This window comes from Halocalculus aciditolerans (assembly GCF_014647475.1).
In the GTDB taxonomy this organism is placed as follows: Archaea; Halobacteriota; Halobacteria; order Halobacteriales; family Halobacteriaceae; genus Halocalculus; species Halocalculus aciditolerans.
Window position 1 is genome coordinate 1 of the sequence record NZ_BMPG01000011.1, and the last position, 12,683, is coordinate 12,683.

17 protein-coding genes are annotated in these 12,683 nt (G+C 64.8%); 6 read left to right on the plus strand and 11 right to left on the minus strand.

Annotation, left to right across the window (positions count from 1 at the left end):
• Positions 1–440: 440 nt before the first annotated feature.
• The 3 genes from IEY26_RS17315 to IEY26_RS17325 are packed head-to-tail and all read left to right on the plus strand — an operon-like array spanning position 441 to position 3,401.
• Positions 441–1,244 carry a hypothetical protein gene (locus IEY26_RS17315; protein ID WP_229774208.1) on the plus strand — a complete coding sequence of 268 codons (804 nt, stop codon included), beginning with the start codon at positions 441–443 and terminating at the stop codon, positions 1,242–1,244.
• The gene (locus IEY26_RS17320) at positions 1,237–1,722 is read left to right on the plus strand and encodes a hypothetical protein (protein ID WP_188981084.1); all 486 of its coding nucleotides are present in this window, start codon (positions 1,237–1,239) and stop codon (positions 1,720–1,722) included. The genes IEY26_RS17315 and IEY26_RS17320 overlap by 8 nt, the downstream gene beginning before the upstream one ends.
• On the plus strand, positions 1,719–3,401 hold the full coding sequence (locus IEY26_RS17325) for a DUF7845 domain-containing protein (RefSeq protein WP_188981085.1): 1,683 nt from the start codon (positions 1,719–1,721) through the stop codon (positions 3,399–3,401). The genes IEY26_RS17320 and IEY26_RS17325 overlap by 4 nt, the downstream gene beginning before the upstream one ends.
• Positions 3,402–3,856: 455 nt before the next feature.
• On the opposite strand, the gene IEY26_RS17330 is transcribed toward IEY26_RS17325, so the two are convergent.
• The 11 genes from IEY26_RS17330 to IEY26_RS17380 form a co-directional block, all read right to left on the minus strand.
• Positions 3,857–4,192 (minus strand): hypothetical protein, encoded by a 336-nt coding sequence (locus tag IEY26_RS17330; protein WP_188981086.1) that lies wholly within the window; start codon positions 4,190–4,192, stop codon positions 3,857–3,859.
• Between the two features lie 233 nt (positions 4,193–4,425).
• Positions 4,426–5,604: a hypothetical protein gene (locus tag IEY26_RS17335; protein ID WP_188981087.1), complete on the minus strand. Its 1,179-nt coding sequence runs from the start codon at positions 5,602–5,604 to the stop codon at positions 4,426–4,428.
• On the minus strand, positions 5,597–6,379 hold the full coding sequence (locus IEY26_RS17340) for a hypothetical protein (protein ID WP_188981088.1): 783 nt from the start codon (positions 6,377–6,379) through the stop codon (positions 5,597–5,599). Before IEY26_RS17340 ends, IEY26_RS17335 begins: the two co-directional genes overlap by 8 nt.
• On the minus strand, positions 6,379–6,933 hold the full coding sequence (locus IEY26_RS17345; RefSeq protein WP_188981089.1) for a hypothetical protein: 555 nt from the start codon (positions 6,931–6,933) through the stop codon (positions 6,379–6,381). The genes IEY26_RS17340 and IEY26_RS17345 overlap by 1 nt, the downstream gene beginning before the upstream one ends.
• A 90-nt stretch (positions 6,934–7,023) precedes the next feature.
• Positions 7,024–7,221: a hypothetical protein gene (locus IEY26_RS17350; protein WP_188981090.1), complete on the minus strand. Its 198-nt coding sequence runs from the start codon at positions 7,219–7,221 to the stop codon at positions 7,024–7,026.
• Positions 7,221–7,463 carry a hypothetical protein gene (locus tag IEY26_RS17355; protein WP_188981091.1) on the minus strand — a complete coding sequence of 81 codons (243 nt, stop codon included), beginning with the start codon at positions 7,461–7,463 and terminating at the stop codon, positions 7,221–7,223. Before IEY26_RS17355 ends, IEY26_RS17350 begins: the two co-directional genes overlap by 1 nt.
• Positions 7,460–8,971 carry a hypothetical protein gene (locus IEY26_RS17360; RefSeq protein ID WP_188981092.1) on the minus strand — a complete coding sequence of 504 codons (1,512 nt, stop codon included), beginning with the start codon at positions 8,969–8,971 and terminating at the stop codon, positions 7,460–7,462. Before IEY26_RS17360 ends, IEY26_RS17355 begins: the two co-directional genes overlap by 4 nt.
• 94 nt (positions 8,972–9,065) lie before the next feature.
• Entirely contained in the window at positions 9,066–9,254 is a 189-nt protein-coding gene (locus tag IEY26_RS17365; RefSeq protein ID WP_188981093.1) for a hypothetical protein, read from the minus strand.
• A gap of 1 nt (position 9,255) precedes the next feature.
• Complete coding sequence (locus IEY26_RS17370; RefSeq protein WP_188981094.1) at positions 9,256–9,660, minus strand: hypothetical protein; 405 nt, start codon at positions 9,658–9,660, stop codon at positions 9,256–9,258.
• Between the two features lie 53 nt (positions 9,661–9,713).
• Positions 9,714–10,235: a hypothetical protein gene (locus IEY26_RS17375; protein WP_188981095.1), complete on the minus strand. Its 522-nt coding sequence runs from the start codon at positions 10,233–10,235 to the stop codon at positions 9,714–9,716.
• Between the two features lie 51 nt (positions 10,236–10,286).
• Complete coding sequence (locus IEY26_RS17380; protein WP_229774209.1) at positions 10,287–10,556, minus strand: winged helix-turn-helix domain-containing protein; 270 nt, start codon at positions 10,554–10,556, stop codon at positions 10,287–10,289.
• A gap of 540 nt (positions 10,557–11,096) precedes the next feature.
• On the opposite strand from IEY26_RS17380, the gene IEY26_RS17385 reads away from it, so the two are divergent.
• Genes IEY26_RS17385 through IEY26_RS17395 form a run of 3 tightly spaced genes read left to right on the plus strand, consistent with a single transcriptional unit; the run spans position 11,097 to position 12,564 of the window.
• On the plus strand, positions 11,097–11,405 hold the full coding sequence (locus tag IEY26_RS17385) for a hypothetical protein (RefSeq protein ID WP_188981096.1): 309 nt from the start codon (positions 11,097–11,099) through the stop codon (positions 11,403–11,405).
• Positions 11,402–11,548, plus strand: coding sequence for a hypothetical protein (locus IEY26_RS17390; protein ID WP_188981097.1), 147 nt, complete (start codon positions 11,402–11,404; stop codon positions 11,546–11,548). Before IEY26_RS17385 ends, IEY26_RS17390 begins: the two co-directional genes overlap by 4 nt.
• Complete coding sequence (locus IEY26_RS17395) at positions 11,545–12,564, plus strand: tyrosine-type recombinase/integrase (protein WP_188981098.1); 1,020 nt, start codon at positions 11,545–11,547, stop codon at positions 12,562–12,564. Before IEY26_RS17390 ends, IEY26_RS17395 begins: the two co-directional genes overlap by 4 nt.
• Positions 12,565–12,683: the final 119 nt, after the last annotated feature.

Genomic DNA, 12,683 nt, shown 5'->3' on the forward strand with positions numbered 1-12,683 from the left:
TCAGTGGTAGATCGCTTCCTTCGCAAGGAAGAGGCCCTGGGTTCAAATCCCAGCGAGTCCACTCCGTTTCTTCGTCCTGGCGAACTATCACGCGTAGCGGCGAGTCACGCGGTTGTTCGCCATTCTGCAGTCTTGCGTACGCGGTAACGAACCCATCTCAAAATCGAGTGACTAACGACTCGTTAGTCACCCCGCCCACGTCCCGTGGTTTCACCGAGGGATTCGGGGGTGTTTCGGCGTGAGCGTCCGGCGAGTTCGCGCCGAGGGATGCGGGACCGTCTACAACGTTCTCGAATCCTGCCCGGCGTGCGGTCACGACTTCGCCGGCTGGGAACGCCGATGCGAACACATCGCTGAGCACGACCCCGAAGACTTCGGACTCTCACCACACGGGGAGATTCCAGAGGATCACGCGAAGCCGCTCTTTGGAGGTGTCGGCGATGGCGCGTGAGCAGTCTGCGGGCGATACTGAACCCGAGGCGGTTACGGAGATTGTCAGCAACGGCGGTCGAAACGCGGACGGTTCGGCGCGGATGCTCGAGCGGTGGACGTTCGAGTATGTTCCCGCTCGCCGTCTCGTCGAGAAGAACCTCCGGGGCCGCGTGCTGAACGCCTGCGCGGGAAAGACGACACTGAACCACGACGGCGAGATAATCCGGAACGACCTGAACCCGGATCGCGATGCAGACACGCATCACGACGTCGCGACCATCGCCCAACACTTCGGGCCGCAGTCGTTCGACACCATCGTCTTCGACCCCCCGTTCGACGAGAAGCAGGCCGAGACGAAGTACGACGGACTCCACGCGAGCGACATGTACGCCGCGCTCGGACAGTTCAACGAACTCGTCCGGCCCGGTGGTGTCGTTCTCACCTTCGGGTGGAACTCGTGGGGGATGCGTTCGTTCCCCGCGTTCGAGCGCGAGGAGACTGTTCTCCTTCAGCGAGGGCCGATTCACCGCGATGTTATCGTAACGGTCGATCGTCGAACGAGCGCGTCCCTCGCGAACGACGAGTTCGTTCGCGCGTCCGAGCTGCGCAGCGACGGGGGCGCGCCGCAGGCGCGGCCGGAGGGGTACTGGGACGGGCTGGCCGAGAACGCGCCGAGCGCCGACGCGTGCGACGTGTGCGGGGCGGACGGGGAGAGCGACGCCCACGACGTGCGCCGGGTTCGGACGCCGCAGCACGACGCACGTGTCGCGCTCTGCCGGTCGTGCCGGAGTCTGTGGGGTGAGGATGAGTGAGGCCGCGAGACGGTCGAGCAAACACGCTGGCGAAGCCATCGAGGCCGAGGTTATCCAGCGCGTGCCCTCGCTCGCCCCCGTCTCCGACCACGTCGCCGAGTGGCATGACGCGCGCGTCGACGGCCTACTCACGCCCTCTAACGACGTGCACTTCGGGAGCATCTGCCTACTTGAGAACGCGACGGTCGTCGAGATAAAGGCGGCCCAGGTGCGCCTCGCGAGCGGCCAGCGCGGCCGCTTCTACATCCGCCAGCGCCAGCACGAGCGCTTGGTACAGGAGGCCGCCAGCTACCTCTTCGCCGTCTACGACCCACAGTCGTTCGACGTGCTCGCGATGCTCGTCTGTCCGGCGAGTGTCGTCGACGACCTCCTCCCCGCTGGGTGGACGGAGGTGCGCGGAGATCGCGCCGAGACCGGCTACCGCCAGCTCGCCTGGAGCCGGCTGTTCACTCCCGAACTCGTGGAGGGGTCGGCGTGACGGAGCTAATCGAACTCGTCTGGCACGAGTTCGCCGCGAACTTTCTCTACGCTAAGCGTGGTCTCTCCCCGTTCTTCGCGGCCGACGCCGCTGTGAAGGATGTCGACGGGAGCACGGGATGGGTTGACTTCCAGACGTCCGGTGAACGCTGGCAGGCGAAGTTGTACTACCAGCCCTCGAATATCCTCCCTCCTGAAGACCAGACTCCAGCCGGGACCACGTTCGAGATTGAGGAGATACGCGAGTTCCGTGTCGCTCTCCGCCGCCACCCACGCGAGGACCCCACCGCGAACGAGGAGGCGGAAGACCCCGGTGAGCGGACCGGTGAGCAGTCGGCGAACCTTCACCTCGCCCCAAGGTGGCAAGGGATGCGTACCGAGAACTACGCGGGCGAGGTGTCCGAGTACAGCGTTCCTCAGTCTATCGACGAAGCGGTGAACGTGAAGGTGAAAGGCTCGAACATCGACGCGTTCCGCTACGAGAACCTCGTACGCCTCGCCTTCGACGCTGTTGGCGTGCCTGGTTTCAACTTCGACCGTCTCCACCCCTACAGCAACGTGCAGGACGCCGAACGCTACGTTCGAGTGAGTGAGGACGCGTCCGGGCCGATTCACGCTCGTGACGGCCCACTCGCCGCTCTCGGACACCTTCTCGAAAACGACCGGGAGGGCTACCGGAAGGTCGTTCAGAACGACACCGACGAACACGGTCGCCAGCTCCCTGGCTACTATCACACAACCACACTCGGGCCGCGTCGCGTCCGTGAAGCGTGGCCCACGCACGAGTTGCCGGTTGAAGTGAAGCACTACTACGCCAGGGAGGCTCTCAGCGTCCCACAGGACCATCCTCTCCGCGACCCAAAGCTGGGCGCGTCGTATCAGGTGAACCGGTGGGACGGAACGCTCGGAGCGAGCGAGGAGGATCTTCAGCAACTCCGTGACGAACTCGACGCCATCGTGCGCTCCGTCCTCTTCGATGCCGGTCTCGATATCTCACCGACGAACGGAACCGGCGATTACACGCCAGACGCCTTCTTTTCGGCGGACACGGTCGAGGCCGACGAACCGGTGAAACTCGACCTTACGCGCATCGAGAGTTCTCAGGAGAGCGTTGTTATCCGCCACATCGCCGACGGCCTCTCTCCGGTCGAGTGGGAGAGCCTACAGACGCTCGTGGCGGACGGTGGGCGCGTGAGCCCGCAGGATATCGCCGACGAACACAGTCGTCATGTCGACAGTGTCTACCGGGCACTGTCTCGGATCGAAGATCTCGTTGACCGGAAGTACGGCGAGGTTGCGATCCGGTCGAAGCACATCGCTAAGCTGGTACACGAGAAGGTCGAGGCGGCACGCGAAGCGAACCGTGAAGCCGTGCAGGCGGCCGCGCAGACGATGGAAGCGGCCGAACGCGGATTCGACCAGGCAGCGAGCGAGTTCGTCGCGTGGTGTAACCGCTACGGCGTCGATATTTCGAACCGACGCGACGCCCTCAGCATCGAACTCGGCGAGCTGGACAAGAACGACGACCCCGCACCCGAGTACATCGCCGACGAAGCGATGAAGAAGTGGAAGGCAGCCGGTCAGGACCCGACGCGGCTCCGCACCGCGACCGTGCGCTACTCGCGCCCGGACGGTACTCGCGTTTCGCGCCCGTTCTGGAAGGTCATGAACCCGACTTAGGGCGCGGCCTGACCAGTGGCAACACTACTTCTCACCCGTAATTACCGGCAATTGATGCCCCTTAGTGGGGGGTCTGGGCGCGGGCTCGGGCCGCTCCTCACGTCGCGGCCCGAGCCACCCAAGCGGGGAACCCGACGGCCGCTGTCGGGTTCCCCGTTAGGGGTGTGGCTAAGGCCACCTAACCAAAATACACCGCTCTCTCGCGCGCAGAGCGCGCGAGACCGCAACCGCCCCGCAGGGCGCGCGAAAAATTTCGCGCCCCCCTCCCGCCCCACGACCGCCCGCAGCGGTAGTCGAGTCGCTGTTTCTCTCGGATAGTGAATACTTACGACGCCGGTTTCGGTGTCAGTCTGTGGAGAGAATGACGCTGGCTTATATACGAACGCGGTTCTACGCGCCCGAGATACCCGCAGAGACGGGCTTTAGAGGGGTAAGGCTGAGTCCTGCCAGTACGCTCAGAAGAGGTCGCCGATGGCGATCTTCGTGTGGTCGTGTTCGTCGGTGCCGCCCGCGCCGTACCACGCGGAGACGGGAAGGCGGACGGCCGGGATGGCGCGGTAGGCGCGGACGCGAATCCCGTTTCCCACGACGACGTAGACCGCGAATCCGTACCATCCGCCCGCGTCGGTGAGGCGGTCGTGGGCGTGCGACCGGACGCGGAACCGACCGGGCCGGCCGCTCGCGGTCTCGGCCATCGTCGCCTTCAGCTCCCACGCGGTTCCGTCGGCGTCGACGGCGTCGCGCCAGTAGGTGTGCACGCCCTCGCGGCGGAGGTTCCACTTCTCGGCCATCTTCCTCTCGGCGAGCGTCCCGTACCTATTCGCGCGTTTTGAGCGAGACTGATTCATTCTGTTGTCTCGAACCCAACGCGTCGCGTCGCGCGCGTCATATATATACTATCCCCCGGCCCGTTTTTCCGCGGGGTCCTCGCACCAAGGAGCGATAGCGACGCCGGGTAGGACCCCGTGCACTATACAGTACGGCGGGGGGTGCGCAACACGCAACATCGATAACCCCGACGCCGTTATGCGATTTCATTCTCAACTCGTTGCACCGAATCGACGTACTTCCCATCCTCCTTGTACTTCTTCCACCGTCGAGAGCACGTAGAGGCGTCCCACGGCGTCTTCTTCGCCAGTTTACGGAACGCAACAGGGTTCTCTTTCTCCCGCTCGTTCACGATGGTCCACATCGCACAGTCCTCCACAACTTCGCCGTATTCGAGTTCCTCGCCCTCGTCTCCCTTCGACCAGCTCCACGTCGTCGCTTCCTTGTCGTTGTACCGCCAGTCAGTCTCCGGGATGCCCTCGATGGACTCGATTTCACCGACGCCGCGGCGATTCGTCACGTCCTGGTAGAACGTCGCTTCCTTCAGGCCGGTCTTGTGCACGCAGACGCCCATCTCGCGGATGAGCGGATGCACGTCCTTCCCGTCGTGGCCGATAACGATGAGCGAGCCGCCGTATTTCCGGATTTTGTACGCCAGCGGTCCCATCTTGCTCTTTGTCTCGTAGCCCGATGAGCCGGAGCCGCCGGCGCTGCTGCTGGCCTCGTCGAAGATGAAGAGCTTAGGCGTCTGGTCGTTGTGGAGCGGGTCGCCATCCTGCTGAATCCACTCTTCGAGTTCACCGAAGTTCGACAGCCAGCCGGCGCGCTTCTTCCCCTCCTTATCCTCCCAATCGTCGGTCTCGCGGAGCGTGCGGACGTTCGACGCGACGAGTGCCTCGCCCTCGTGGTGAGCCTTCCACAGCTGGGCGAGAAGGAACGCGAAGTTCGACTTCCCCGTGCCGGGTTCGGCCCACTCGTAGAACATCGGCGCGGGACCGGTCATAAACGACTTCAGCGTCTCGATGGCCTTCAGACCGGACACGTCGGCGCGCTGCCCGGCGTCGCCAGTGAGATGCTTCACCATCTGCATATCTCCCTCATCCATCGCTTCACGGCCGCGCTCCGACGCGGCGACACGAACGAGGTCGCGCACCTCACCGAGGCCGTCGTAGCGCGCGGGCATTTCGTCGGGTCGCTCCGCCTTCGTCGGGTCGTAGTGGTTGCGGAGGATGGCGAGGTGACGGTTCACCTTCGGGTCCTGCACGATGGCCGAGTACTCGTGGCCGAGCGCGTCACGCGCGCCGAACTGGTCGAGGTGCTCGCGGTACTGTGCCGGCGTGTAGAGGTCGTCGCCGGCGTCACCGCCGTCACTCATCGGTTTCACCTCCGTCGTCGCCGCGGTCGTCGCCCGGCGCGTCGATGTAGTCGTCGACGTTCGGTAGGTCTTCCATTTCTGAGAGGTCGTCAAGGTCGCTTGTTGCGTCGCTCCACGCGTCTTTCGCGGCGTTCTTGTCCATCATCAGGCCGCGCTCACGGGCTTCGGCGTTCTCGTTCACCGACGCCTGTTCGACGTCGACGGCCATCTTGCTCATCCGGTCGCGAGCCCGGTTCAGAGCGTGATGCTTGGCGATGAGGTCCGAGTAAATGTCCTCGACGTAGGTCTTCCACGTGAACATCCGGTCGTCGTTAACTTCGGGGAGCGGCGTTCCCTCGACGAAGAGCGTCCGGGTGTCCTCGTCCCAATCGTACTCGCGCACCTGCCACGCCGAGCCGCCGTTGATGGGCGTCGGCGCGTACTTGCCGATGGACTTCCGCGCCCAGACGTCCGGCGGGACGTAGTACTTCTCCTGGGCCTTCCCGGAGTTGGTGGCGTGTGCTTCGGCGTTGCAGAGGTAGACAGTCACCATGCGACGCCGACGGAGCCATCGAGCGAGCAGGTACGCGCTCGGCGCGAGCGCCGGCAGGAGGACGAGGTAGCCGCCGAGGAGACTCCACGCCCACGACGGCAGGTCCCAGCCGCCCGCGGTGAAGAGCCAGCCGAGCCCGACGACGACCCCGAGCACGGCGAGGAGGAGGAACCCGGCGAGGACCGGCGACTCGGACACGATGAAGGTGAGGCGGTCGCGCCAGTCGGCGAACGTCGCGCGCATCAGGCCACCTCCGGGGAGCCGTCACCGCGACGAAGCACGAACCAGCCGACGCCGAAGAACGTCACGATGGACGCGAACGCGCCGCCGAGCCACCCGAGTGTCGAGCCGCCCGAGAACGGCGAGCCGGCGCGCGAGCCGACCTGTACGTACGGACAGGAGCCTTCGGACTTGCACTGGCCGGTGACGATGGTGGCGGTCGCCGCGCCATCGACCGTCGGCGCGGCCACGGAGATCGTCGTCTCGCCACGGTAGAGCGTCACGTCGCGGATAGCGAACCGGCCGGAGTCGCCGCCGACGGTCCCGGAGACGGTCGCCGAGCGGTAGCGGTCCGAGTGGACGGTGAGCGTCATCGTGCCGTCGCTCCACTCGACGTCGGAGATGTAGCCGAGCGAGTCGATGCGCTTCACCACGTCGCCGCTCGCGCTCGCGGCGGTCGAGTTGTTCGCCGCGCTCGGCGAGTCCGAGCTGGCCGTGGAGTTGTTCGCCGCGACCACCCCGGCCGGGGAGATCGCGAGCGCGACGAGCGCGAGCAGGGCGATTGTGTATCGGTCCATGAGTGTCCGCCCGCGGAGTCGAACCGCGGCCGCCACAATGTCCAAAGAGCGGGCTTCCGGCGCGGACGAGAGAGGGGTTAGGAGGCGATACTACCAGGGCGTCGCGGCGTCCGTGACGAGCGACTGGAACCAGTCGATAACGCCGTCAACGACGCCCTGGATGGCCGCGATGGCCGTGTCCGCGACGGGGACGCCGAGGCCCGACAGCAACAGGAGCACGCCGGCCGCCGCGAGCGCGACGAGCACGAGGAAGCCGAGGAGCTTCGCGACGCCGAGGTAGAGGCCCATCAGTCGGCGGCCTCCCCGGCGCGCGCGCCGGACGCGGTGTCGGTCGTGTCGTCGACGTCGAGGGAGACGCGAACGCCGCGTCGGTAAGCGACGACCCCGGCCGCGACCGCCGCGGGGAGCCACGCCGCCAGCAGCACGAGTACGCTCGCGTCGAGGAGCGCGTCGGCGACGCCAAAGAACGCGACGCTCGTTACGACGCCCCCGTAGAGCACACGACCGGCGGATTTGGTGTCCTCGCTCATGACGACCTCCCGTACAGGAAGACGCCACCCAGTGCGACCAGGAGCAGCCCGCCGCCGATGGCCGCCGCCGTCATCGACGACCCGCCGGACGACTCACCGCCGCCGCCCGAACCGCCGCCCGTCGTCGGCTCGCGCTGCTTAATCTCCTCGCGAAGCTCGTTCAACTCGTCCATCATCTGGTAATACTCCTCGTTGTTCGCGGCCTCGAAGACGTAGGTCTGCGAGGTCGTGGAGTTGAGCGCCGACCCGGTTTTGTCCGTCATCGACGTAATCGTGAACTCGCCGTTGATGTCGACGTGCTCCCCCTCGGTCGTGAGGATGATCTGCGAACCCGGTATCTGCGAGGAGTTGTAGGTCGTGCCTACCTCCCACGTGCCGCCGCTCGGGGCCTGCTGGCTCATAATCGCTCCCTCGTAGGTCGCGCCGTCGTACGAGACCGTCATCGTCGAGGTCTCGTTAAGGTCCGGGAGCGCGTAACCGGACGCCGCCGCAGTCGCCAGCGCGTAACTCCAGTGCCCGGTAGACGAGTAGTTCGTCGCGTACTCTTGGGCGAGCGTGCTGGGGTTGATTAGCTCGCTCCAGTTCGCTCCGGCGGCGTGAGCGTTCGAGATCGACTCGATGGACGGCGCGAGGTTCGCCTTCGTCTGCTGGGAGATATCTTCAGTCTTGTTCCATGTCGCCGGGAACTTTGCAACCGTACTCCCAGGCGTCCAGAGAACAACTTCAGACCCTCCAGGAGGCGCTTTCACGCCAATCTGCATACCGTTGGAGAAGCCGAAACCTTCCGCACTGATCTTAGTGGGGTTGTGCCACGGTTTCCAGTGTTGAGCGACGAAATTAGTACTTTTGTGATCATTAGCGATGTAGTACGTCACCTGTCGAGTTGAGCCGTTAGCTAGGAGAGTCGTTGTATTCACGAAGAGACTCGCATTAAGCCCCGACCGGTAGACCGTCCCCTCATTTGACCCGCCATCGGCGACAGTCTGCTGATAGATGAACTCGGACGAAATGTTACCAGAGTCCCGCATTTGGACTAAGTTTTGGATGCCGCGAATCTGATTATTCCACGCCGAAAGGAGGTTCGCCTGCTTAACCGCGGTCCGGTTGTCGATTGTCGCGTTAGCCGCTGCCTGTGCCTCAGAGACCGTTGAGCCGTTCTGGAGAACTTTCACCGCAGCAGCTTGCCCAGCGGCGTAGAGCGGTGTCTGCCAGTTTTGAAGGCTGTTGTTCTGGCTTGTCACGAACGTATTGGTGCTCGATTTGATTTCAAGCGCCCCCTGTGCAACGTTCGCCTCCGTTACATCCTGCTGGTTCTGCTCCATCTGCCCGATGGTGTCCGACTGCGTGACGGGGTCGCACTGCTCGTTGACGAAGCCCCCGCTAATCAGCCACACCATCGTATCGGCTTGGGTGCACTCCTCGACGGCAGCTGCGCCGCCGACACCGGGGCCGGAGATCGCGGCGAGCACGAGGAGCGCGACGACGGCGACGGTACGAAGTCGGGTCACGCTGCCCCCGCGACCGCGACGAACGCGACCGCCGTGTACGCTACGAGGACCGCGCCGGCGTAGCCGATGCCGAGCGCGGCCTGGTGGTTGACGTTCATCGTGCCCCCCAGGAACGGACGCGAGCGACGGCGCGACGGAGCCGACCGCGGTCGTCGACGCGCTCGCCGCTCGCGTCGAAGCCGAAGCGAAGCCCGCACTCGGTCACGTCCTCCTGCTCGACGTGGAAGCCCTCGCAGTACGGGCAGTCGATGCACGAGTCGGGGGTGAAGGGTACTGCCGCCATCTTAGCCCTCCCAGCTGAGGAGCGGCCCGAAGCCCGCCTGCACGACGGCGAAGACGAGCGCGATAACGGGGTAGTTGCTGAACGTGTCCTGCACGATGGGCACGAGGAGGTACAGCGGCAGGATGGCGAGCGCGGCGACGACCGTCACGGCCTGGTACGCCCGCATACTGGAGAGGTCCCAGTCGCCGAGCGCGAAGTTCGCGCCGACAATCCACGCGACGCCGAGCATCGCGAGAATGCCGGCCCACGTCACTTCGACGCCGCTCCCGCTCCACAGCACGTCGGTGAAGCTGAAGCCGCCGAACACGGTGATACTGAACGAGACAACGCCGAGCGCCATCGGCCCGAAGATGGCCACCAGGGCCATCCCCACGAGGTCGATGGGGTCGAGGTTATTGGATGCCATTCCGGGCGGACCAATCCGGCCCTCCCGTTTAACCTAAAGTTTGGCTCAGGTCGCTACTCCACGGTGTCAATAGGGACGGCACGACGCGACACGCGCTCCGAAACCGTCTCCGGGAGGTCGCTGTTCAGGCCCACCTCAAGCTCCCACTCGTCGGTTCCGGTCGTCACCTCTATCTCCGCGTGCCCGTCTTCCGTGTCGAGAGCCGTAGCGAGAATCACCAATCCGATGGTGATGGCGAGGATGCCCCCGATCACGAACAGGAGAATCTTTACCGACGACTGCGTGAGACCGAACCCGGCGAGTGCCAGCCCGGCGACGCTCAGTACGGAGCCGACGATTACTCCGGCGGCGTCCTGCTCCTCGTCGGGATGGCGCTCCGTGTCGATGCGCGTCACGGCGTCGAGGCCGATGGCGGTCACCGACTCAACGCCCGCGTCGTCTACCTCCACCTGGTACAGCCGCCGACCCGACACCGCCGTCGTCGTCTCGCCGTCGTACTCGACGGTCGCGATGCTTTCGCCCTCCGTGATGTGGTCCTGTAGCACCTTCCCGTGCGACTCTGGTAAGTCAACCATCTGAAAACACCTCCACCGAGAAACGTCTTAACTCTCCCGCCTGAATCGACCCTACTCGTCGAGATCGTCGGCGTCGAGGTCGTCGGCGTCGAGGTCGCCAGCGAGGAACGCGCGGCCGCGGTCGGTGAGAGAAAACAATCCCGGTTCGTCCTTCTCGAATAGACCTGCTTCAGCCATCCGATTCAGGCGTTTTCCCGTGTACTGGTTGTCGTAGTCAATGTTTGCGGCTACGACTTGAGGAGTCGCCTTAATGTCGTGCTCTTGGAAGAACTCCAGAATCCAGTAATCAATCGGAGCCATCCATTCGACCCGCTGTACCATCGTGTCGAGTGTGCTTCGGTCGGATACGGTCATAAGTTGTGTGTGGATGAGTTTAGTCTAACGTAGCACTGCGTCACTATCTAACTAAGTACTGCGTTAGAATTAAGGTGGGCGGATTGTATGTGTGAAGTACGCGGTCGGTCACCCGTCGAGAAGGAGTGCGGTCGTGGTGGTGGCCGGTCGCGGGAGTACACAAGGTGAAAGTGATGCACGACGGCCTTAAACTAAAGTCTGGTTCGCTGACCCGTTCAGGGTCGCACAGACGGCCGTTTCGCGCGTTTACGAGACCACTTTCACTTTCACCGCGCCCACGGCTCGGGACTAAGTGTCAGCACAGTTTTAGAGATAATCGTCTTCGGCGCTCGCGGTCCGAGCGGCGCACCAGCACTCTACCAGGAGATGGGTGCGCCGTGGACTGCGGTCCCGTCGAAGACACGCAGCGTCCCGAAACGGGGCGCTGCACCAACCTGACGAGACATGACGCTAGATAACGAGAGACCCCAAGAAACCCTCGAATCGACTGAAAGTAAACCGGAGTACGTGAGGACGACGGCGGGCACGTGCCCGACGTGTCACGCGGACGTTCACGGGCACGTCTACCGCGCTCGCGGGACCGACGAACACGGGTGGATTTGCCCGGTGTGCGATGCGATTCACGACCCCGACGAGGTGGACGAGAGCGGGGCCGACGGCGAGCTGGTCGCCGACGGCGGAGACCAAAACGACCGGCTCTACTTCTGCGCGGAGTGCCGGACGGTCACCGTCGACGACGTCGACGAGTGCCCGGCGTGCGGGTCGGGTAGTCCGCCGAAGACGCTCGCGTTCGTGAACGGGGGTGGGAGCGCGTGAGTCTCGGAAACGACCCGAGCCGGTGGGAGCGCTCGGAGCCCGAAGCGGAGGAGTGTCGGTACTGCGACGGCCGCACGCACGACCCGAGCGGGGTCTGCCCCGACTGCCACTACGAGGGCGCGGGCATGGAGGGCCGCCGATGAGCGACGACCTGCAGCCGCTCAGCCCCGAGGAGGGTATCGAGCGGTTCCTTCGTCACCGCGAACCGAGCGTCCGGGATTCGACGATTCAGAACGCGAAGACGCGCCTGCGGTACTTCCGCGAGTGGTGCGAGGAGCGCAACGTCGAGAACCTGAACGACCTGACCGGCCGCGATCTCTCGGACTTCGTCGCGTGGCGACGCGGCGACATCGCGGCCATCACCCTCCAGAAACAACTCTCGACGATTCGGACGGCGCTCCGGTACTGGGCGGACATCGAGGGCGTCACCGAGGGGCTGGCCGAGAAGGTCCACGCGCCCGAGCTGCCCGACGGTGCGGGCTCGCGGGACGTGCACCTGAAAGCCGACCGCGCGAAGGACATTCTCCACTACCTCAGTGAGTACGAGCCGGGGAGCCGCGAGCACGCGGTGATGGCGCTCCTCTGGCGCACCGGGATGCGCCGCGGCGCGCTCCGGTCCCTCGACGTCGAGGACCTGCGACCCGACGAGCAAGCCATCGTCCTCCGTCACCGCATCGATGACGGCACGCGACTGAAGAACGGCGAGGGCGGCGAGCGCTGGGTCTACCTCGGCCCGCACTGGTTCAGCGTCGTCGAGAAGTACCTCAACCACCCGACTCGCCCGGACAAGCGCGACGACCACGGCCGCCGCCCGCTCATCACGACCCGGAACGGCCGGCCGACGGGTGACACGATCTACAAGACCGTCCTGAAAGCGACCCAGCCGTGCCGAATCGGCGAGCCCTGCCCGCACGACCGCGACCCCGAGACGTGCGAGGCACGCAACGGCCGAGACCACTACTCGAAGTGTCCGTCATCGCGGTCGCCGCACGCCGTTCGCCGCGGAGCCATCACCCACCACCTCAACGAGGACACCCCGCCCGAGACGGTGAGCGAGCGGATGGACGTGTCCCTCGACGTCCTCTACGAGCACTACGACGCCCGAACCGAGCGGGAGAAGATGAGCGTGCGCCGCCGTCAAGTCCCGGAGGGGCGATAACGATGCGTTTTTACCCATCACCACCATCGTTTGCGATAAGCCGGAGCGGACCTACCCAGCGAGTCCACTCCTCGCGCGACATCTTTCGTTCCTCTCGCTGTCGCTTCGCACCACTAGAC

Excerpts from the sequence above, each read along its gene's own strand:
- IEY26_RS17315 (WP_229774208.1), top strand. The coding sequence starts at position 441 with ATGGCGCGTGAGCAGTCTGCGGGCGATACTGAACCCGAGGCGGTTACG.
- IEY26_RS17320 (WP_188981084.1), top strand. The coding sequence starts at position 1,237 with ATGAGTGAGGCCGCGAGACGGTCGAGCAAACACGCTGGCGAAGCCATC.
- IEY26_RS17330 (WP_188981086.1), bottom strand. The coding sequence starts at position 4,192 with ATGGCCGAGAAGTGGAACCTCCGCCGCGAGGGCGTGCACACCTACTGG.
- IEY26_RS17335 (WP_188981087.1), bottom strand. The coding sequence starts at position 5,604 with ATGAGTGACGGCGGTGACGCCGGCGACGACCTCTACACGCCGGCACAG.
- IEY26_RS17340 (WP_188981088.1), bottom strand. The coding sequence starts at position 6,379 with ATGCGCGCGACGTTCGCCGACTGGCGCGACCGCCTCACCTTCATCGTG.
- IEY26_RS17345 (WP_188981089.1), bottom strand. The coding sequence starts at position 6,933 with ATGGACCGATACACAATCGCCCTGCTCGCGCTCGTCGCGCTCGCGATC.
- IEY26_RS17350 (WP_188981090.1), bottom strand. The coding sequence starts at position 7,221 with ATGGGCCTCTACCTCGGCGTCGCGAAGCTCCTCGGCTTCCTCGTGCTC.
- IEY26_RS17355 (WP_188981091.1), bottom strand. The coding sequence starts at position 7,463 with ATGAGCGAGGACACCAAATCCGCCGGTCGTGTGCTCTACGGGGGCGTC.
- IEY26_RS17365 (WP_188981093.1), bottom strand. The coding sequence starts at position 9,254 with ATGGCGGCAGTACCCTTCACCCCCGACTCGTGCATCGACTGCCCGTAC.
- IEY26_RS17370 (WP_188981094.1), bottom strand. The coding sequence starts at position 9,660 with ATGGCATCCAATAACCTCGACCCCATCGACCTCGTGGGGATGGCCCTG.
- IEY26_RS17375 (WP_188981095.1), bottom strand. The coding sequence starts at position 10,235 with ATGGTTGACTTACCAGAGTCGCACGGGAAGGTGCTACAGGACCACATC.
- IEY26_RS17380 (WP_229774209.1), bottom strand. The coding sequence starts at position 10,556 with ATGGTACAGCGGGTCGAATGGATGGCTCCGATTGATTACTGGATTCTG.
- IEY26_RS17395 (WP_188981098.1), top strand. The coding sequence starts at position 11,545 with ATGAGCGACGACCTGCAGCCGCTCAGCCCCGAGGAGGGTATCGAGCGG.